Annotated in this window: 21 protein-coding genes and 1 pseudogene; all 22 read right to left on the bottom strand. The window is 38.6% G+C overall.

Annotated features, from left to right (window positions below; translation table 11 throughout):
* On the bottom strand, positions 1–474 hold the full coding sequence (locus tag HMPREF3057_RS05805; protein WP_001049305.1) for a hypothetical protein: 474 nt from the start codon (positions 472–474) through the stop codon (positions 1–3).
* 120 nt (positions 475–594) lie between these two features.
* Positions 595–1131, bottom strand: a complete 537-nt coding sequence (gene nusG / locus HMPREF3057_RS05800; protein WP_000376732.1) for a transcription termination/antitermination protein NusG — start codon at positions 1129–1131, stop codon at positions 595–597.
* 58 nt (positions 1132–1189) lie between these two features.
* Complete coding sequence (secE, locus tag HMPREF3057_RS05795) at positions 1190–1366, bottom strand: preprotein translocase subunit SecE (RefSeq protein ID WP_000505776.1); 177 nt, start codon at positions 1364–1366, stop codon at positions 1190–1192.
* A gap of 9 nt (positions 1367–1375) precedes the next feature.
* Entirely contained in the window at positions 1376–1528 is a 153-nt protein-coding gene (rpmG, locus tag HMPREF3057_RS05790; RefSeq protein ID WP_001809375.1) for a 50S ribosomal protein L33, read from the bottom strand.
* A gap of 402 nt (positions 1529–1930) precedes the next feature.
* Positions 1931–3268, bottom strand: a complete 1338-nt coding sequence (locus tag HMPREF3057_RS05785; RefSeq protein ID WP_070696856.1) for an ISLre2 family transposase — start codon at positions 3266–3268, stop codon at positions 1931–1933.
* Positions 3269–3377: 109 nt separating this feature from the next.
* Complete coding sequence (locus HMPREF3057_RS05780) at positions 3378–3707, bottom strand: hypothetical protein (protein ID WP_070696855.1); 330 nt, start codon at positions 3705–3707, stop codon at positions 3378–3380.
* A 93-nt stretch (positions 3708–3800) separates the two neighbouring features.
* Positions 3801–4073 (bottom strand): hypothetical protein, encoded by a 273-nt coding sequence (locus HMPREF3057_RS05775; RefSeq protein ID WP_049510582.1) that lies wholly within the window; start codon positions 4071–4073, stop codon positions 3801–3803.
* The gene (locus HMPREF3057_RS05770; RefSeq protein WP_070696853.1) at positions 4070–4888 is read right to left on the bottom strand and encodes a ParA family protein; all 819 of its coding nucleotides are present in this window, start codon (positions 4886–4888) and stop codon (positions 4070–4072) included. Before HMPREF3057_RS05770 ends, HMPREF3057_RS05775 begins: the two co-directional genes overlap by 4 nt.
* Positions 4889–5011: 123 nt before the next feature.
* A complete protein-coding gene (locus HMPREF3057_RS05765) occupies positions 5012–5602 on the bottom strand; it encodes a hypothetical protein (RefSeq protein WP_070696851.1) in 591 nt (196 codons plus the stop codon).
* Between the two features lie 14 nt (positions 5603–5616).
* Complete coding sequence (locus HMPREF3057_RS05760; protein ID WP_070696849.1) at positions 5617–6957, bottom strand: CHAP domain-containing protein; 1341 nt, start codon at positions 6955–6957, stop codon at positions 5617–5619.
* A gap of 15 nt (positions 6958–6972) precedes the next feature.
* On the bottom strand, positions 6973–7224 hold the full coding sequence (locus HMPREF3057_RS05755) for a hypothetical protein (RefSeq protein ID WP_001107250.1): 252 nt from the start codon (positions 7222–7224) through the stop codon (positions 6973–6975).
* A gap of 19 nt (positions 7225–7243) precedes the next feature.
* Positions 7244–9193 (bottom strand): virulence factor, encoded by a 1950-nt coding sequence (locus HMPREF3057_RS05750; protein ID WP_070696847.1) that lies wholly within the window; start codon positions 9191–9193, stop codon positions 7244–7246.
* 10 nt (positions 9194–9203) lie between these two features.
* Positions 9204–9851 (bottom strand): hypothetical protein, encoded by a 648-nt coding sequence (locus HMPREF3057_RS05745; RefSeq protein WP_070696845.1) that lies wholly within the window; start codon positions 9849–9851, stop codon positions 9204–9206.
* Positions 9851–10159, bottom strand: a complete 309-nt coding sequence (locus HMPREF3057_RS05740) for a DUF5592 family protein (RefSeq protein ID WP_070696843.1) — start codon at positions 10157–10159, stop codon at positions 9851–9853. The genes HMPREF3057_RS05745 and HMPREF3057_RS05740 overlap by 1 nt, the downstream gene beginning before the upstream one ends.
* A gap of 147 nt (positions 10160–10306) precedes the next feature.
* Positions 10307–10588 carry a BRCT domain-containing protein gene (locus HMPREF3057_RS05735; protein ID WP_070696842.1) on the bottom strand — a complete coding sequence of 94 codons (282 nt, stop codon included), beginning with the start codon at positions 10586–10588 and terminating at the stop codon, positions 10307–10309.
* A gap of 8 nt (positions 10589–10596) precedes the next feature.
* Positions 10597–12642 (bottom strand): pLS20_p028 family conjugation system transmembrane protein, encoded by a 2046-nt coding sequence (locus HMPREF3057_RS05730; protein WP_070696840.1) that lies wholly within the window; start codon positions 12640–12642, stop codon positions 10597–10599.
* 122 nt (positions 12643–12764) lie between these two features.
* A complete protein-coding gene (locus HMPREF3057_RS05725; protein ID WP_083312814.1) occupies positions 12765–13262 on the bottom strand; it encodes a hypothetical protein in 498 nt (165 codons plus the stop codon).
* 83 nt (positions 13263–13345) lie between these two features.
* Positions 13346–16474, bottom strand: a complete 3129-nt coding sequence (locus tag HMPREF3057_RS05720) for a VirD4-like conjugal transfer protein, CD1115 family (protein ID WP_070696836.1) — start codon at positions 16472–16474, stop codon at positions 13346–13348.
* Positions 16475–16478: 4 nt separating this feature from the next.
* Positions 16479–16724 (bottom strand): hypothetical protein, encoded by a 246-nt coding sequence (locus HMPREF3057_RS05715; RefSeq protein WP_000113750.1) that lies wholly within the window; start codon positions 16722–16724, stop codon positions 16479–16481.
* A gap of 159 nt (positions 16725–16883) precedes the next feature.
* Positions 16884–17321, bottom strand: a complete 438-nt coding sequence (locus HMPREF3057_RS05710; protein WP_070696834.1) for a single-stranded DNA-binding protein — start codon at positions 17319–17321, stop codon at positions 16884–16886.
* A gap of 76 nt (positions 17322–17397) precedes the next feature.
* A pseudogene (locus HMPREF3057_RS05705) lies at positions 17398–19452 on the bottom strand (LPXTG cell wall anchor domain-containing protein).
* Positions 19453–19478: 26 nt separating this feature from the next.
* The coding region (locus HMPREF3057_RS05700; RefSeq protein WP_257370896.1) for an LPXTG cell wall anchor domain-containing protein at positions 19479–19920 on the bottom strand (442 nt) is incomplete at its 5' end.

The raw sequence follows: 19920 nt of genomic DNA, 5'->3' as shown, positions 1-19920 counted from the left end.
TTACCGAAATTCTGAAAAGATAAGGGAAAGTTCTCTCAGGAGAGCTTTACGTCCTCTAAAGACTTCTCCTCCCATTAGACGGTCTATTAACTCTTGTTTTTCCATACTCTGCTTTGATTTGTAATTCTTTAGAAGTTCGTGAAAGAGATAATAATCGTCCAGCCTGAGTCCTTTTTCTCCTAGACGATGACTAATCTCACTCACCTCTTCATAGGGTTCTTTGTCAAAACGGCGCTTGTGGCTTTCCTGTTTACGGATGTAATCTAGGATACGATTTCTAAACTTTGTTTTAAAGCAGACATAAAGTCGATGGCGCTCCCCCTCTAGTAACTCTGGGTTGCAACTCACCAGCTCATACAGACATAACATGCCTTCCTGATCCCAGTCCTCTTTCTCCCACAGATGCAAATGATAATCTTTGCGACACTTATGGACGATTCCCTTACTTTCTTCATATAAATCTTTTAGATTCATAGACCTCTCCTTTCTGCATTTAGTTTAGCAAAATGCGCGAGCCACTGGGTCTACTTCCTCTATTCTATACTTCTTCCTCCCCCAACGGCACATAAAAAGAGAGGCAAAGCCTCTCTGGGGTTATAATTCTGCAATTTGGTTGAGATTCACTTCTGCAATCGTATCATTACCAAACATAGAGATAATCATCTTCACTTTGTTGTTATCAATTTCAGTAATTTTACCTGTGTAGTCTGCAAAAGCGCCATCAATGATGCGGACTGTCTGGCCAACTTCAACATCAATATCGAACTCTTGAACAGTTTGTCCCATTGAAACCAGAATATCACGGATTTCTTGTTCCAAAAGTGGAGTTGGTTTTGATCTGTTACCGTGTGAGCCGACGAATCCTGTTACGTTAGGTGTGTTTCGAACGACGAACCATGCTTCATCGGTCATGACCATTTCTACAAGGACATAACCTGGAAAGCGATTCTCTTCAACTTCCTTTTTCTTTCCATTTTTCTCAACTTGCACGGTTTGTGTTGGAATCTCAACACGTAGAATATTATCCAACATGTTATATGTTTGCGCACGTTGCAATAGATTTTCTTTTACCTTATTTTCATAGCCAGAATAAGTTTGTAGAACAAACCATCCCTTGTCAAAACTATCCATGATATTTCCTTTCATACATATGATAGAAGAAAGTTAGCAGAACTTCTCCACTTTTCTTCTAAAAAATGTTAATAAATCGAATCAAACCTGATACAATCAACTGGTCAAAAATGTAAATGATGACCACAAAGAAGGCTGTGTATTCCATAATAGAGCGAAAATCTCTCCAGCTTTCTTTGCGAGTTGGCCAAGTTGTTTCTTTAAGAAGTTTAAAAATATCCTTAATAAAGCCCATCGTTCTCTCCTATCTCGTTTCTCTATGTGTCGTATATTTTCCACAATGTTTACAAAATTTATTTACTTCTAGTCGTGTTGGCTTGGGGTTCCCACTAATTTTGATTGAATAATTCCTTGAACCACAAACTGCACAAGCTAGGCTTGCTTTTTTTAGTGCCATAACGCCTCCATCTTATCTATTATAACAAGAAACCTAGGCTTTGACAAGCCTCTTAACGAAATAGTATGCGGTAGAATTTTTTAGAATGCCTAAATTCATACATTTTTTAGGAGAACGTCACCGAGTTTTAAAAAAAGACTGAACAAATTTCTTGCTCAGTCTTGACATTGATACACTTATCAGGTATCATTAATTAAAGACTGAGTAAGAAGGACGAGTTCTTACTCGGTAAGGCGAGAAGTGTTAGCGCACTTTTCGTCTTTTTTTATTCGATTAATTTAAGTAAATTATAACACATTTTTACATACCGTGCAAGCATTTTATGTTTAATTGTAGCACAAAAAGACCTTCTTTTACAAAGGTTATTGTTATATAACTTTTTATATACTTTGTTATTTACTTCTATTGTTTTCGGAAGTAAGATAATCTTTTACTATCAGGGTAACATTGATATCTAGATGTATTTTCTTTTTCCGTTTTACTCATTCTTTTTTTAATGGTATAAGCAGAAACTTCCTCTAAAGAAATAAATTTTTCATAATCCTCTCTCCAGTTGCCAAAGAATAGTTCCCTCAAGGAATCCTCATAATTCAAAACAATTATCCGACTCATCGTTTCAGCTCCAGCAAGAGTCCAATACATTCCTCTTTTTTTCATTCTATAAGTGACCTTACGATGCTGACTTTCCATTATCCCGATCCCTGCATGACTGAATCCTCTCTGTTCGGCTGGTTTGGTGTATTGGAAATTCCTCAATATTTTACTCTTGAACTTCTCAAACAACTCTTGTTCTTCTTCTGTCTCGATATAACTTTCAGTCGTATCTAGGACAGTTCTCATTAACTGCTTATCATGTTGCTTAATCGCCTGGAAAGCTCTCTCTAATAGATCTTCAGAGTAAAATTTTAGATAATTCTTTAACTCTTTATTTACATGGTATTCATCCCAGAAATGTTCGTGGCGTTTAATTCGCAAAACCTTCGCAATCTCTTTGAAAACGTAGGGTGTATATCCATGACCTCCATCAGAGTTCGTGATCAATAAAGTCCTATCCGTAACTTCATAATTATTGAATAGATAATCGATCACCTGCTCCCTCACTAAGCGATTGTCAAGACCAATAAATTCCTTTTTGTCCTGGAGTTCAAATCGATTGCTGCCAACTTTCTGGCTTCCCGTATGGACTACAAAATGGGATAAATCGTAATGTTTATTATCCTTCTGTGTGTCACGTGCTTTAACCATCACACCATCACCCTCAATATAAATAACCTGGGCTTTTCTTTTGCTAACTTCTTTATTCTCTTCATAATATCGATAGCCATCTCTTTCCTCCAATAACTTCTCACAAATTTTTACAGCTTTTACTACAATTGGCTTTGTGATAGAGATGTGATAAGTCAATTGAATCACCTGAGTTACTTTATCATATGGCATTAAGGTAGATAATTTAGCCACCTGATACATAAATTCCCAGGAGAAGCGGACGTTCTTCTGAAGCCCTAACTTCTCATCTACTGGAATCACCCAATGATCTCCCTTTTTCCAACGTCTTCTTCTGAAAGTAAACTCTCCAAATGTAAAAGCGACGGTTCGCTCCATTGAATGAATACAGGTATAGCCCTTTGCTTTCATGACTGGAATCATCTCCTCATCATATCTAGAAACAAAGTTATAAAATTCTTTTGCATTTTGAAACAGCAATTGATTTTTTAGTTCTCTCTCATCAAAGAAAGCCATTCAGAATCCTCCCTTATTAAAATTACGCTTATTTTAATAAATTTTGACCTGAATGTTCAAATAATCCTTTGTTCTGACAAAAAAAGAGCCTATCTTTTCAGATAAACTCTTACTTGTCATACCAGGGTTTCTCTTTCTTACTCAAATAGGATTTGCTCATCTCAATAGTAGCTATCCCCATAGGAATCAAAATAATACTCCATAAAACCGTCACAATTCCATCTGCAATAAAGGAAAAACCACCTGTAAAGTGAAGTCCCAAATACAGTAATAATACAACTGGAAAGAAAGCTGGAGCGAATTTTAAAACGGCCAATCCTAAAACAATTATAAACACCATACTAAGACCAAACGTCTTATAAAATACATAGACTGCTATAGCTCCGATAAAAATAAAGAATAGCTGAACAAGTCTTTTAATATCAATGAAAATCATCATAGATTCCTCCTACTTCATCAGTAATATTTTAAAATTTATTATCTCCTTATATGTGGAGGCTAAATAGTTTTTGGTAAGATAACCTATAGAACGTTATTTTTTCTTTCGCTCCATCTTTTCCCATTCTCTTATAATCAGATTCTCAAGATAAGATGAAGCTGATTTTTCACCGTGAAACTCTACTAAAGCATCTAACATATCATATCGAACATTATGATGCAGAGAGAAAGGGAAACGTTGCTTTTTATTGTAGCTTTCAGGAGACTTTCTAGCCTCCTGATTTTGTTTCCTAGACGAAGGAATCTTTTCTCTCTTTGGTGTACTTTGGAATGTTTGTTTTACTTGTGCGAATCGATTCTCTGTCATGCTACCTCTCCTTCTAACACACTCAAAATATTTTCATATACGTAGTTTATATTATCATAAAACTTTTGATGTGTCTCTTGTTGGTTAGCTGTCATCTCTTCATACTGCTCAAAGACACTCTGACTGATTACAAGACTCTTGGCCATGAGCTCTTTCTCCTGGATAGATCCCAGGTAAGCCTGATCTTCTTCAACAACTTCTAAAAATTGTTTACAGGTGTCTGTTACATTGTTTCCAACATATTTAATCTTATTTCCAATAAGATAAGGTTCTGCTTTAACATAGCTTTTCTTAGTAATAACTTCGATAGCTTCGCTCTTAATGAAGTCTACAAAATTTTTCAAAGATAACCAGGCACGAAAACCATTAAGAGAGGCATCAGAAACAGCCAAGACAATATCTGATACAGCTATAAAATTTGCTGTAACTAAACTCTCATCATTGTGCGTATCAATTAAAATGACATCAAATTGTGCTTCTAACTCTTCGTAATGTTCGCTAAACCACATAAACAACTGGAGATACTTGTTGTTTCGACTAGCAAGATCTAACTGCTCATCTGTCAAACGTTCATCACCACAAATCAAACTGAGATTTTCTGATATTGGAACAATTTCATACTCTCCAGTCGTAAATATATCATAGACCGTTTTCTCGCATTTTACATCAAATGTTCTTGTCAAATTGCATTCCCAAGCTCCATCAATAAGCAGTGTTCTAAGCCCCTTAACACGTGCCAACCAATCCCCTTCATTAAAGGTATCTGTAGTCTTACCACCGCCACCTTTCCCTAAGTTTGTAGTCTGAATCTTCATGATTCCCTCCTTGGATAATTGTGTATTTTGTTATATAACTTTTTATATACTTAATTATACCTAAAACAACTTTAATTGTCAATATAAAAGCACAAAAAGTTATATAACTTTTTGTGCAACTTGTTATCCGTATGTACCACCTATATTTCCACCAACATAGGCTTTTAGCTGGATTTGTTGAACCGTAGTATTGAAATTTCCAACGAAATAGCTGTTCTCTTCTCCATTTTTAGTTAGAACAACTAAAAATTGAATAACATCATCTGATTCAGTTGGCATCACTTCCAATTGTTCAGGTTGAAAATCATACTGATTCGTCAGAAGAGCCATCGCAAAGGTTTGAACCATCGCATTCTGTGTCATAGATAAATGATTCTCGATTGTTCCCTTGACATTTGGCAGAAACTTCGTCTTTTTTATATCTGCTACTGCTTCTTCAAAGGCTTTTAACACTTCTTTTTTGTCTTCTAATCTTGCCTCTGCATAGGGACGCTCTAGTTTTAACTTAGCTGTACGATAATTCTTCTCGTCTGCTGTTTCCTCTTTAGAAGACGGTTCGTTTTGAGCGGTTCCTGAAGAACTCACCTGGGCTGTTTCTTCTATTTTAGTTTGTTGAGAGGGCCTGAAACTCGATACAATCCCTATTCCTGCCAAAATCAATAGAGTGCTTACTACAATAGACATAACCATATTCTCTTTTATCCAATCAATCATCTCATATCCTCCTTTTAATTTGAACTTAATTTAGCTTCTCTGTCATCAGGATAAGCAAAAGAGATTTCCTGTTCTTGTTGTTGTGATTTAGTCCAAATACGATAATTCCATGTATATGGAGTTTTGAACTGATCCCAACCACTCAGAGGTGTATTTTGTTCTACAAACAAGATGGAGCCATTCTCAAAAACATGACATACAATTCCAGTATGTCCATATCCTCCGCCCCCTACCTGTGTAGAAAAAATAGCGCCTCTTTTAGGTGTAGTCTTAACTGAATTTCCGAATATTGATGCCCAAGCTGCTGCCTGATCTTTCCCATCACCTTGAACTGAACCAGAATGACCCCATAAGTGATTTCCAATACTAATTGTAAGATTCACACATTGGCCAGCATACTCGTCACTTCCAGGATTATACCATCCTGTAGACTTAGCATAATCCATACCTAAGCTCTTAGGATCAATAATGAATGGTTTCAAGCTATCTGGTAAGTCTTCTGGTTTGTACCCCCACGCAGTCGCATCTGAAGGGACAGTTCCCGTTCCATCGGTACTACTACCAGACTCACCACATCCACTTTTTTCAGCTGAAGAAGACACCACACTATCTGAAGAACTGACATCTTGTGTACTGGATCCTTCATAGGGCTTCTCACCATGAGCAGCAATAGCTTCCTTATCAAGCCACTGATACTTTGTACCTAGTTTTTGGTACATATCAGTTAGTTTGCTCTTATAAGTGCCATCTGTTGCCCATCCACCATCTGCTATAGCAGATAGGCTAGCAATGCCATTTGTATTGTTTATAGCCCCTTTATAAAGTGTCTGGTGAGCCATAAACTCAGCTTTCCCTACAATCCCTGCATCATAGCTAGAGAACCATGTATAAGCTCCTCCTGTGCCGTCTCCAACATTTGCTCCAGGCTTTGTTCCTGTTAGATCAACACTATCTTCACCATACGTCGCAAGAGTAACTGGAAAATTACTTTTGCTAGAGGTTTTAACACCTCCCATGTTATGAGCCTTCCAGAAGGAAGTACCATTAGGATTCGTAAAATTGAACCCATTCTCTATCATTGTTTGAGTGATAGAGGCTGAAGGTAGGAAACCTCCTGCCTTCCAAGACAAGATATAGGCTTCCTTATGCTTTTTTACAAAGTCATCGATGGAACCATCAGCTGAAGAAACTGTTGAGTCGCCAGTTGAAGATGTTGTTTCTACGGCACCACAATCATTTCTTCCATTATTGGTTACAGCTCCCATTATCCCAACTAACATGGTTATCCCAACATTGACAATTAATAGAAGAGCTACAAGGGGGATGAGGATCTTCAGTTTAAATATTTTTTTCATGGATACCTCGCTTATCTACCACAATCCTAATATTGTTCGCAAAATTCCATAAAAAACTAAAAATACAATAAACCCTATACCTATTTTTTTGAGACCGTTCAAAAACTCCTTATCTCGTTCCTTTTGTGCTTCCAGGCGTTTTGGATCAGATTCTCCCTCTGAAGCGAAATAATCTCTTTCTTGTTTCATGCGATATTTACGAATCAACACATATTGATCAAATCTCTGCTTAGTCCTTGCAATCATTCCTAGTTTATTTTTGGCCATCCTGGTTTATCTTCCTTTCTTATTCAATACCACCATAGCGCTCAACTTCAGGAGCTAACAACTGTTGGTTAAATACTAGGTTTCCAACTCCTGCAATGTTCATGAATAACTGTCCTTTCGCCAGACGAGGCAAAGTCTCTAGTTCAGACTGATTCATTGAGCCAGATAAGGCGTTAGCTAGTAGAGGTACACTTGTTTCATCCGTCTGAGCAAAAACTCTATATTGCATCAGACCAAAAATCCTCTGAACAGCAGTCACATACGGATCCTTATGAGTGCCGATACCTGTCTCAAACAGAATTCCACGTAGTGAATTAACAGACAATACAACACCAGCAAAGTTTTCCCCCATTGTATCAATCATATCAGCCAGGAGATTAACACTACTTTCGTGCTTTGGATTAATAAGTGTCTGTGCCCCACTAATATTAACAATATAGTGTTGCATATCCATCTCCGTTAAGTCAGGCCGTTTCTTTAGTAGTTGCTTACAGCGTTTTCCGTTATTAACAATATCAGCAGAGACAAGTGAAAGAACAGAGAATATCTGAACATTTAGCAAATGAGGGGCGTTCTTCAACCCTGAGAAGTCAAATGTCACAACTTGCTCTGAAGAGATATCTTGAAACTCTGTTGTTCCCTCGAAAATTTCTGCGTTTGTTGTCAATAGCTCGTTAAATGTATTGTAAATACGCTTAACAGCTTTGATTTCAGCCTTATCCATGCTAGAACTTTGTTCCAGTCGACGTTTGTAGGCATCAACAAACAAAATAAAATCAGACAGAATAGGATACTCTTCCTTCACAATATCCGTCGCTTTCAATTTTTCTGGATTCAACGAAGGATTTCGAGCCCACAAATCTTCTTCAATGTAAAACTCATTCAGGAGAGTTCCAAATGTGATTAAATCATCTCCTGTCACTTCGTTATTCAGGAGTTTATAGATACTCTTCAGTTTCTCGATATGAAGGTTGTAAGATTTCTTCTTATCGATTTCAGTTCCTGCTTCATTGGTTACTGTTGGAAATACCTGGAAGATATTGATACGGTTAGCCTCACCTGATAAATCAAGAATCAATCCATGTTGTTTTCGTGTCTGATCAAGAAACTGGCCAGTAGCATCAAAGTTACGAATATAATGCCCCTTCGCATAGAGGCCGTCTGTATGTTTCATAAGGAAGGAACGCTGTCCCATCTTTGGATTTCCAGATAGGATCATAAAGGATCGTGTTCTTTTCGCGTCACGTTCTAGAAAATTGAAATTTACCGCTCCGTTCGTTGGAGTCCATCCAAGATAGAAGCCTTTCTCATCTTCTAGCTTCGTATGATTAAAGAAATATCCACCAGCTATTGAGTGAGCTGGAGTAGGTATTCCTCTTCGGTGATTAGGCAAATCAATCTGGTATTCAGCTGGAATAAATGGGGCATGGTATTCAAAATCTAATTCTCCAGATAGAATAGTGGATTTGAATTTCGACGTTTTGTCTTTGATTTCTTCAACCTTCTTAAATAATTCTTCTTTGGTTGATGCAAACCCAAAGACACGAATATACATCCCATACATAGCTATATTTCGCTTATCAATCTCACGGCTTAGTTTATTAAGATTCTCAATTTCATCTAGTTCTTTCTGATTATTGGTTACTTTGCTATTGTTTGTAATCCGTGTTGACTTTTCTTCAATAGAGTCCTCAATCTCTTTTTGAAGTTGTCTATTATCCTCCTTGTACAGTGACAAGAAGGAACGTGTTCCAGGGATCAACAACAGTTCAGAAAGCCAAAAACGATCCATTCCTTCAGTTGGATACTCATAATAGTGTAAGACCGTATGGTGTCCATCTCCGCTTATCCAGGAGCGGTCATCCTTTTGAAAATCAATATTTCCTTGTGGTTGAATCTGGCTAATAAAGGCAAGGTCATAGCCTTCATTTTTTAGTTGTCTTTGTCTACGTTTTGATAAATCAGGCATGCTATCCCTCCTACACTTTCTCATTCATATTGTTGTATTGCTTTATAATCTGAATTTTCTTCCTGTAGCTGATATCTTGTGGAACAAAATCATTATTTCCATAGGTTTTAGCCTTACGAACCAATTCGTCCAATTCGCTTGTTGTAGGCGCAAATAGCCACAGTATAAACTCTGTATTATAGACTTCTTGTCGGATGCTTTCTTCAACTTTAATTTGGCTTTTAAGCCAAATTTCACGATCCTTGAGTTGTAAAAAACGTCTATCATTTACTGATAACTTAGACATTTCTTGTCGCACTAAATCCAAATGATGACGCAAGTCAAAAATTTGCGTATCTGTATTTGTTGGTAAAGTTGTCGTCTCTATTTGGATATTCGGTCCAAATCGAGTCAACCAGATTTCAAAATTTTCAATAGTTCTCATAACCTCGTTATAAGACATCGATCCTAAATCTTTACCTGGTATCTCCATCAGCTGCAAGTAACCATAATCAACTAACTGAATATAAGCCTGGCTGTTTGGAATGATTGATTTTACATCTAACAACTCAACGCAAGAATGTAAATCAAAATATTCCTGCGTTTGTTTCTTTGTTTCTTGGATACGTCCCAGAGGGCGTTTCTTGTTTTTTGAGGGTTGAACTTGTTTAATCGCCATTATGGTTTTCTCCTTCTGATATAATTCAAGCTAATATAACGTTTTCTTCTTCGTCTGAAGAAAAGAAACATGCTGTGCCAATTCTTTTTGCCACCGTTAGCTGGCAACACCAGATACAAACTCATAACTGGCGTTAAAAAAATGAATGCGAACATCTGTATCCACTGGCTTTTAGGAAAGATTTTTAAGCCAACGCTCAAAGCAATTACTCCAGTAATTCCTACAAAAGCAATATCTAGGATAAGAAGACCTATAATCTTGATTTTGGCGTAGATATCTCTAGGTACACCGTATTTTTCACCGTACATTAATTTCTCCTTTATATTTGTTTTGACACTCACATTATAATGAATAATCGAAAATATCTTTTAAAGGGACAATAGCATTTTCACTATCATCCTTTAGGAATAAAGTACATAAAAAGTTATATACTTTTTTGTGTAATAAAAGAAGCCTCAATCTTGAGACTTCTTAACTAGATCAAAGAATGATTCTTCTGAAAGGAAAGTGATGGATTGACCGTCTGATATTCGTCTAAGTGCTGCATCATGCTTTTTAGACCTTTTATCTGGATCAAAAAGATTCAACTGCTTGTGTCCTAAAACCAATATATCTGTCCTAGAAGATACATAGTTTTGAACGACAGCTCCTTTACTTTCTAAAAAACGTATGGCTTCTTCTCGAGTTAGAGGACGTAGGCTTCCTGTGATAACAATATTCTTCCCTGTTAGATCCATAGTTCAGCCTATTCTTCTTCGTCTTCACTCTCAGCACCTGTGATATGACGTCCTCCCTGCATACGCTGCCCTGCTTGTTGCATCTGTTGGTTCATGTAGTTCATTTGATTCATACTCTGTTGAAGTTTTTGTTGAGAAGAATCAGGCTGTTCAGGCTGTGCTGGCGGTGTCGATTCTGAAACTGGTGCTTCTGCTGGTGGAGTTGAATCTTGGATTGGTGGCTCCTCTCCTTCAGCTGAAGGAGTTGGATCGACAACAGGCGCCTCCGTTGTTACTGGATCGACTGGAGGCTCAGGAATATCAACTGGTCCATGCTGATTAATACCAGGAACTGCATCATTTTTCAATGCGTTATAGGTCGCATTTTGAGCAGAGACAGCCTTATCATCCAGCTTATCTAAAACGTTGCCAACTGCCCCTTTCGTATTTTGCATAGCTTCAAATGCTTTCCATTCTGCCAAATCAACCATATTACTTACACCACCTTTGGCCGCATTCATCAAGCCCTGGTCTTTTACAGAGTTCAAAGCACCTTGAATACCACCTCCAGTTCTGGCAAGGCTATTTCCTAGGATCTGACTTCCTTTAGACAGGGCATCTGGAGCTTTTTGTGCCATATCCATACCAAATTGGCCAAGTGCCATACTACCATTAAAGAGACCGCCTGCTCCAGCCGCAAAGGCATTGCCCATCATCATAGCTCCGAGCAGTTGTTGAGCTGTTTCACTATGACCTGTTGAAACTCCAAGCCAGCGCTCTATCATGGCAACTCCTTGCATGGCTGCGAAGAATACTCCAACATAAACAAAGGCAGCTGCTAGGCACTGTTCCCAAATGTTGAGTCCGTCAAAGAATCCGCCAGAAAGCTTCGATACAGCTGAGACAGAAAGGATTGGTAAATCTCTGAAAATCTCAAGGGTTACACGCATAATAATAACTTCAAAGAAGATTCCTGCCAAGGCACCGCCAATCGTTCTTAACAACTCTTTGTATTTCTTTGAGTTTGATAGAGAACTATAGCCGAGAATCGGAGAAATCATTGCTTCAATCAGAATATCAAAAACTGATTTGACGAGCTTGATGATCATGCTGACCAAAAGAACAACAAGGATAATATACTGGAGGAACATCCCTATCCAGTTGACTTTATAGCGCATATAAACTGATTCAAAAGCACTCAATTGATTAATGACTCGGTGTTCTGTAATGCTTTCAACTCCAGTATTATTGGAATTCAACTTATGGAGGAACAAGCCTTTAATCCCTGCTATTTTGTCGGTTTCCTGCATATCCTTTAACAGTTTTGGATTTGTCGTACCATAGTTTGCCCCAAAATCAATCTTGGTCGCAAAATCAGTCGTGTCCCGCTGTGCAGGGTCATCCGTGATATTATTGACAGGAGTTGACCCCTCCTGAACGGGCTTGATATAGCCATAATCATCCATTGGAAACAACTCTGTAGAAAAATCCTTGTAGATCAAAACTTTTAAGTCTACCACATTATTTTTCATGGGCTGAAGAGCCAAGGAGGAAGTTGGTTGACTACCAGATGGCGCTTCACTGGTGACCGTCTGGATAGACATGGCATCCTGTGCTACTGCTGTTGATATAGTGGTCAAAGCTAGTGGCAATACGGCAGTTACAGCAGTCACCAAAAGGAAATTCGTAATGACCCCTTTGTATTTGACTGGTTTTGTAAAAACTCCTGCAACAGCCGACACAACCAAAATCAGGGTAAACAAGGACGTCCCCAATAACTGAAACCAGTAAAAGAACTGGCCTATAATCGTCTTCTGGTCTCCCAGATAACCGAAGAGACCAAAGAGCTTGAACATATTATTAAAAACATGTTCTAGGCTGGAAGTGATTTGATAAAGAGCCTTGGCAATCCCTCCTGGTAAATAAGTGAGAAATGCCATAAATGCAGGAGTCGGTTCTAAATAGTTATTCCAATAGGAATAGAACTCTGCCAACTTTTTTGCATTCTCGCCTGTGATTTCACCATTGAGATTCTTGACCTCATTCATCAAATCTGAAAAGGTTTGATAGTGCACTAAAGGTACCTTCTTTCTTTCTAAGATACCCCTATCATATTCGATAATGGCAAAATCGTTTTTAAAGGGACAATGAAATTCTGACAATAAAAAAAGCCTCAAATAATTGAGACTTTTGTAAGTTAATCTGCTGTTCCATTGAAATCATAGAAAGCATTGTCTTCTTTATAGCCACGAAGTAATTCAATGACTCTAATTTTTTTACCACCTTCAGTCAAGACGACTTGATAGTAAGCACCAGCCTCTTCAGGCTTATCTGCGTTATCACCAACAGCTATAGTAAAATTATCCTTTCCTTTCAGTTGACTTTCTAAACTAACAATCGTTCCTCTGAAAGAGGCTGGAATTGCCTTCACTTGTTCTTCTGAAAGAACACTGTACCTAATGCTTTTACCGTCATTATTTGAAATGGTTCGCTTTTCTTTATCGAATTTTAAAGTAGATCCTACTCCACCACTAAAAATAGAACTATCATAACTATCTTCTTGTGAAAAGCCTGTATAGCTATCTTTTAGCACATTTTTAGCGAGACTTTCAGGTGATTTTTGACCACATGCTCCTAGTAAAATCAAGGCTAATCCTACTAAAACAATTCTTAAAAAGTGCTTTGCTTTCATCATTTTTTCTCCTAATCATTATTTACCTCATTATAACAAACATCATTTTTTCTTGCAAGTGTTTATATAACTTATTGTACATCTTTTTAGATAACTTCATCCGCAAAGAAATCATCTCCGTCATCATAATAATCATAGTCACCGTGAATAACACTAGCTACAGCTGCCTGAAATAGTTCATCTGTGGAAGCAAATGATTGGGATTGTACCTTTTGTCCTTTACTGTGACGGCCTGATAGTTTAGGGGTCTCTCCATTGTTGCTGAGAAGAGGCATAGTCAAACGTTGCCTCCAGTCGATGATATTGTTAAAGGCTGTACCAGCATCAACTGCGATTTCCTGAAGTTCTAGCTCACGGTGGGCACTTTCGACTGGAATATCCGCAAGAGTCATCGATGTATCAAATTCCTCTTGTAAGAACATGTACTTGTAAGGGAAGCTGTTCTTATCATGTGCGAAGATTGGATCCGTTGTGACCTTACGTCCAACATTATCCCGTCCCTTGACCCCACGTAAGATAACCGCTTCTCCTTCCTGAAGCTTGGCCAATTGTGTTGGTGTCAACAACTCTTGTTTTGGATTCTCGACAGCTACATTTGGATTGGCTTCGTCCAGGATATTGCTGGAGCGCCGTCTTCTGGTGATGGTACGTGTACCCAACTCCCCACTAAATCTCTTATTGGTATCTGGAGACGTCGTTTTGACGTAAACTTTCAATGAACAGTTATCCAGAATCGTTTGCGCAACATTTTCACCATAGACATTAACCAATTGTTCCAAGTTTTGAATCCAAAGATAATAGAGAATGTTTTGTCCCAATCCGATAGAAATTTTCGTATCCATGTGAGGAATAGCTGGAATGTTTGTAAACTCATCCAAGATATGGAGAATACGATTGATACATTTCCGCCCATTTGATAGGGCAAGGTCATAGTTGGCATTGTACAACTGATCCAAGAACAAAGAAACAATCCCATTATACTCTGTTCGGTTTGGCGGTGTTACCAGGTAGATGACCTTGGGTTTATCTGAATAAATCAGTTCAATATCCGACTCTTGGAGAAGATTTTGAGTGTCTTCTTTGCTCTTCAGAACCCTTACATCGATATGATCTAAAATCGGCTTCTTGGTATACTCATCTAGTTCTAAACTATCTCCATCTTTTCGATAGACTTTTTCAGCTGAGAATTGGAAGACCCGATCCCGAACTGGAGACTTACCATTTTTCTTATGATTAAAATCAATCGTAACCGTAAACTGATCTGGAAGTTTAGGTTCGATGGCATAAGTCAGATAGCCTTCTCCATCAATAAGAGCTGTCGCTTGCTTCACATAGTCGACTTGCTTTTCAACTTTGCCCCATTTCTTCAAGCCTGTAATGGTTACCTTAGCAGTCTTATGCTTGAACTCATTTTTTAATTGACTGTTGGTGCTTGATCTAAACTTAACAGACAATCGACGTGGGAAGGCAAAAGACTCTAAATCAATCGAGTTTTTGGAAGTGAGCTTCGCCACGTTGTCTTGCAAGAATAGGTTGATTCCTGTCATCATGCTCGAGTAGACATTTCCTTTAGTCTCATCACCACCAAAGTCTGAGGCACGAAATTCGATATCTGCCATTTGTCTGAATTTGGAGAATTGTTTTTGATTCACTTGTCTCAAATTATCAAAATAGACCGTGATTTTTGATTTCTTGGATACCTGTTGTTCTCTAGTTGGATTCTCAACGACTTCCCCCGTTCCATCCACAAAGACTTCTTCTGATCCCATTGTCGCCAAGAATTTCGCAACGTTAGGGATGGTAATGGTGTCCCAGGCATCGTCTTCACCATTTTGAACGGTTTCATTAGCTCGATCCATCAAAGCCATTGTAAGAGCATTAAACAGGGATATAGAAGACTTACGGAAGTATTCCGCATTTCCCTTCTCTCCACCTTTTTGTTTGGGAAAAATGGATTCTGCGACTGCATTGACATAGGTTTGCGTTTTCTCATAGTAACCTTTCTTGGCAGCTGCAATAGCTAGAGCCAAAGGATTGTAGGACATAGACCAATCCATATTTTGGAAAGAAAGCACATCAACTTCATAGCCACGTTGCCTCATCATTTTGTAAGAGGCTTGGTAGTGTTCTCCTTTCGGGTCTGCCAGAACCAGCGATGGCTGCAACTCCGCACGACTGTTGATATCAATCGCTGTCGTGATCTGACCTTCCCCCTTACCTGAGCGAGTCATCCCAATCCCTAACAGATTCGTCGGCTTATCTTCAATGTAATAATATCCCGAAGGAAAAGATTGCATGCCCAAAATGCGCTCCGCATTGGTCACGTATCGACTGATTGTCTTATTTTGCCATAACATTTGCGTTCGGAGTGTTTGTCCTGCCAAATCATGAGTCAGTTCATGAAATACAGGAGCCCCACCTTCACCTGGATAAGTTAGAGCTTTATTAGGAATCTTTTTGTATTGGCGACGAATTTCATCAACCGTTACAAAGCGGTCATCCCCCTCCTCATTATGGTTGTAGTCACGAAACTGCTCAAAGTTGATCCAAGCAGATTTCCAGGCGATAACTAAGCCCAATAGAAAGAGAGGAAAAGCTAAAATCGGGGCAATCCAAAAGACTTTTACATTCAATAAACTTTGAAACAAGAGGCTGTTTAAGTCAAAGTTTACGGCCTTACTAGCATCTTTAAACGACCAGATACTAAAATAGAGAAAGCGGATTGTAGCCCTCAAAACAGTAACCAGGTAATTGGTTAAGATAAAAGCAATAAAGCTAAAACCTAACCCCATATAAACGAAGCTGCGGTAACTTTTAAAATAAAGAATGGGTTTCATTTCTTTATCAAATCGTTTTCGTTCCCGTTTTACAAAGGGAATCATATAAACAATTCGAAAGAGAATATTCCAAAGAATGAGGGAGACAAGCGCAAATATTTTAGGTATGAATGACTTCATCCAATTGAACAGCCCTCTAGCTGATTGTTTCCATACTTGTCTCCAATCAATTCCTTTACGATTTTTCCAACCTCTTTTAAAAATCTGCTTCAGCCTACTCTTGCTTTTTAGTAACCGCTGATACTGCCTTAAAAAGTAAGGTTGAAAAAGTCTGAAGAGGTAATAACCTGCGACTCCTAGAAAAAGGAGGGTATTGAGCCAACTGGCTCGAATCACTTGGATAAGGGTGTAAAATACTACTTCAAATAACTCAAACAAACGACTACCCCCTCACACCTTCCAAGAACCATTCCATTTTTCGAGTATAGAAACTCGAAAAGAGAAATATGTGAAACTGTAGTCTTGGAGAGGCTTTCTCATAACGGTTAAAGTAATTTTCTAACCATTTCTCCCCATCCAACTGAAGAACATTCAATCGACTAGATCGACTTTGTTCTAAGTAATTGGTCACCTGAAGAGATTCTGCAATCAATTCATCAGACAGATAATTGTATTTTTGTCTTGCCATTGTTGCACTCCTTTCTTATTATTTTTTAATTCCCCTCTATTCTAAGGGATAATATCAAATTCTTTGTTAAAGGGACAAAAGATATTGTTATATCATAAGTTATATAACTTTTTGTACAACAAAAAAGCACACAAGTGTTCTTGTATGCTTTCAATCCCTTTAGAATGGGGATTCTACATCTATTGGTTCAGGATAAGATGGAGGAATAGAACTTTGTGTCGGCTGAGAAAAGCCTTGTTGTTCCTGCTTACGTCGATTAGATGCTTCCTTATTTTCAAGGAAAGTGATTCCTCCTTGTTGGTTTGGGGAAATAAACTGATACGTCCGACGTTGACCTTGTTCATCGTTATATGGTCGTTGGATAATTTCTCCTTTTAAGAGAATTGGAGAGCCCTTAGATAGACTCTGAGCCATAAATTCTGCTTGTTTTCCGTATACTTGCACATGGAAGAAACTAGAAATTGGTTTATTTGTATCATCATTCATACTCGAATCACAAACAAACTCAAATTTGAAACTGGCATGACCATTTTTAGTTTGACCTACTGCATCGCTTGGGATGAATGCAACACGTCCAGAAGCGATAAATACTTGCATTTTTTCTCCTTTCAATAAAGACCACAAGAGAGTTATACCCCAGCTTGTGGTCATCCTTTCATTTTAGTTCATCAAGTTAGTTTTCTTTCGACTTACGAAGACCTGCAAGACTCAACAATCCCAAAATCATTCCCACAACTGGAAGCATGCTTGCTACAGATCCTGTGTTTGGAAGTGATGGTTGGGGATTTGGTTTTCCTGGCTCTTCAGGTTTTGGAGGTTCGGGCGTTGTGGTTGTCACTTTAGCCGTCATCTCTTGTAAATTGACTGTATTGATAAAGGTATTTTCAACCTTCCCAGCTGCAATGCGTTCGACTTCTAGATAGAAGTCTGTATCGAACGTGCCTTTTACACCTAAAGAGTTAAGAAACTCTTTATCAATAGTGTATGACCACTTACCTTCTTGTTCATTCCATGTTACTTTAACAATTTTCTTGATAAAGTCTGAGTTTGTACTTTGGTCGAACTCAAATTGGAAGGCATAGATAGAACCTTTAGGAATTCGGTCACCTGCCTTAATAATTTGACCATTTTTAATAGTCACGTCATAAGGAAGAACCAGGTCTTTTTCAGCGACATATTCTGAACCACGAATGATACCTGACCAGTTACCAGTATAGCGATCATGAACCAAATCCAACTGGTCACTACCATCATATTGGAAGAGGCTATCGTGTTTAGTAGGCACGGTTACACCGTCAAGTAGATAGCGAATATATTGGCCAATCTGTACTTCTTGGCCGTCCAAGACTTTTTTATTATCCTTTTGGTCCAAGACGTGTTTCTCTGGCTTAACGTTTGGAACTTCAACTGTTACAAGATTCGACTGATAGCTATTCCCAAAATCGATCTGTTTAAAGTCATTTTCTGTTGTCTAACCATTGCCCACATCTTTGTATTTCAAGACTTTGGTTGAGTCTAGAACACGAGTATAGCCTGATGTTCCATTTGATGAAGCGATGTAATCTTTGGTAGTTACCTGCGCTCCTGAAGCAGAGGACTCTACTGTTGCTTCAGGATTAGCTGTTGCAAGACTTAGAGCCTGTAAGACAACCTCTTTTGTGAACCCTTCCGTACTTGTTTTAGATTGAAGTTCATTGTATTTCTTCTGCCATTCAGCCTGGTTCTGCTTAGCTTTATCAAAGGCCGTTTGGTTTTGTTTGGCAATTTTGTTGGCTTCATCTACTGAAGAAACTTCCTGTGTTTTAGAAGTTAAAAGTACACCAGATTTTTTCAAATCTGCTGACTTACGATCAGCATCTTGATTGACTTGATCACTAGCATTCTTCTTCTCTGTGTAGGCAGCCATCAGGGCTTTGTTAAGCTCCACTTTGCCTTTTGCAGTCGCAATAGCCTGGTCATTTTGTTTCTTCAATGCTTCTACTTCTGCGACTGAAGAGACCGTACGTGTAACGACTTTAACGTCAACCTTTTCTTTCTTCAGCTGTTCAGATACGCTTTCTACCGCTTTGTTTAGAGCAGTAGCTTGTTCAACAGTAGCATCATACTTAGCTTTTTCACCCAGGTAGGTTGAGACAGCTTGCTGGTTTTCTTCTAAGACTTTCTTAGCTGTTTTAGTAGCTTGCTTGTTTTTGTCAGCAGTTCCATCTGTGGCAGTCGAACCGTCATTCGTCACTGTGACAGTTGTTGATGTTTCGTGCTTGCCTTTTTCAGTGGCCACAAAGCTATTATTAGCTTGAATGGCTTCCTGCGCTTCCTTGAAGGCTGTATTGTTTTCGACTTGTTTTGCAGTCGTTTCTTCAAGTGCTTTGATTTGCTTATCCTGGTCTTGTTTAATTTCACCCTTAGACTGCTCAAGATTTGATGAAGTAGTATCTGTACCCTTATCAATGCTTGATGTCTCAGACACAACTACTCCAGCTTGTTTAGCAGTTGAAGCAGCCTTTGTTACTGCACTATTATCAATCGCTACAGGCTGGCTTCCTGTTGCCTTACCAGCTTGTTTAGCGTATGTGTTGTTGTCGTTTTTGCTTTCAGGCTGTACTGCTTCATCCGCCAATACAGAACCTGCAGAGAAGGCTACAATACCTGCAACTGCAATTCCTGATACTAGGCCTTTAGCCCATTTTTTCTTACGGAAATATCCGTGTCCTTGTGTTTTTTCTGTCATTTAATTGTTTCCCTTTCCATTTCACCTTAAAACATTTTCTTCTTGTAGACGTAGCTGACTGCTGTCAACAACATGGCTCCAATAGCACCCAGAATGCTTTCTGCAGTCCCAGTGTTTGGAAGTGTTTTGAGTTTGCCTTCTGAATCAGTAACAGAGATAGTCTTATCTTCGTTAACTGTTCCACCAACTTCTTCTGGAGCCACTACAGAACCATCTGAAAGGACTACGTTTCCGTTTTGGGTGCTAACAATAGACGCACCTGTATTTGTTTCAACGGGCTCTTTAGTTACATCATGGACAACCTGTCCAGTTGATGTAGATGTTGTCCCAATTTGTGACTTCCCTTGCTGATTTGCTTGATCAGTAGTTTTTGGCTGTTCATCTGGAACACCATCTAAACTACCTGCGTTATCTTTATCTTGCGCCTTATCTGAAGGCGCTGGTTTATCAGCTGGCACTCCGTCAAGA

This window comes from Streptococcus sp. HMSC072D05, from assembly GCF_001815805.1.
Classification (GTDB): Bacteria; Bacillota; Bacilli; order Lactobacillales; family Streptococcaceae; genus Streptococcus.
This window is presented reverse-complemented; position numbering and strand designations above follow the sequence as displayed.

What these genes read in the sequence shown, in the direction of transcription:
- HMPREF3057_RS05760 (WP_070696849.1), bottom strand. Translation starts at nt 6,957, where the DNA reads ATGAAAAAAATATTTAAACTGAAGATCCTCATCCCCCTTGTAGCTCTT.
- HMPREF3057_RS05770 (WP_070696853.1), bottom strand. Translation starts at nt 4,888, where the DNA reads ATGAAGATTCAGACTACAAACTTAGGGAAAGGTGGCGGTGGTAAGACT.
- HMPREF3057_RS05750 (WP_070696847.1), bottom strand. Translation starts at nt 9,193, where the DNA reads ATGCCTGATTTATCAAAACGTAGACAAAGACAACTAAAAAATGAAGGC.
- HMPREF3057_RS05805 (WP_001049305.1), bottom strand. Translation starts at nt 474, where the DNA reads ATGAATCTAAAAGATTTATATGAAGAAAGTAAGGGAATCGTCCATAAG.
- nusG (WP_000376732.1), bottom strand. Translation starts at nt 1,131, where the DNA reads ATGGATAGTTTTGACAAGGGATGGTTTGTTCTACAAACTTATTCTGGC.
- HMPREF3057_RS05775 (WP_049510582.1), bottom strand. Translation starts at nt 4,073, where the DNA reads ATGACAGAGAATCGATTCGCACAAGTAAAACAAACATTCCAAAGTACA.
- HMPREF3057_RS05780 (WP_070696855.1), bottom strand. Translation starts at nt 3,707, where the DNA reads ATGATGATTTTCATTGATATTAAAAGACTTGTTCAGCTATTCTTTATT.
- HMPREF3057_RS05740 (WP_070696843.1), bottom strand. Translation starts at nt 10,159, where the DNA reads ATGTACGGTGAAAAATACGGTGTACCTAGAGATATCTACGCCAAAATC.
- HMPREF3057_RS05785 (WP_070696856.1), bottom strand. Translation starts at nt 3,268, where the DNA reads ATGGCTTTCTTTGATGAGAGAGAACTAAAAAATCAATTGCTGTTTCAA.
- HMPREF3057_RS05725 (WP_083312814.1), bottom strand. Translation starts at nt 13,262, where the DNA reads ATGATGAAAGCAAAGCACTTTTTAAGAATTGTTTTAGTAGGATTAGCC.
- HMPREF3057_RS05755 (WP_001107250.1), bottom strand. Translation starts at nt 7,224, where the DNA reads ATGGCCAAAAATAAACTAGGAATGATTGCAAGGACTAAGCAGAGATTT.
- HMPREF3057_RS05765 (WP_070696851.1), bottom strand. Translation starts at nt 5,602, where the DNA reads ATGATTGATTGGATAAAAGAGAATATGGTTATGTCTATTGTAGTAAGC.
- HMPREF3057_RS05710 (WP_070696834.1), bottom strand. Translation starts at nt 17,321, where the DNA reads ATGCAAGTATTTATCGCTTCTGGACGTGTTGCATTCATCCCAAGCGAT.
- HMPREF3057_RS05735 (WP_070696842.1), bottom strand. Translation starts at nt 10,588, where the DNA reads ATGGATCTAACAGGGAAGAATATTGTTATCACAGGAAGCCTACGTCCT.
- secE (WP_000505776.1), bottom strand. Translation starts at nt 1,366, where the DNA reads ATGGGCTTTATTAAGGATATTTTTAAACTTCTTAAAGAAACAACTTGG.
- HMPREF3057_RS05745 (WP_070696845.1), bottom strand. Translation starts at nt 9,851, where the DNA reads ATGGCGATTAAACAAGTTCAACCCTCAAAAAACAAGAAACGCCCTCTG.
- rpmG (WP_001809375.1), bottom strand. Translation starts at nt 1,528, where the DNA reads ATGGCACTAAAAAAAGCAAGCCTAGCTTGTGCAGTTTGTGGTTCAAGG.
- HMPREF3057_RS05715 (WP_000113750.1), bottom strand. Translation starts at nt 16,724, where the DNA reads ATGGCAAGACAAAAATACAATTATCTGTCTGATGAATTGATTGCAGAA.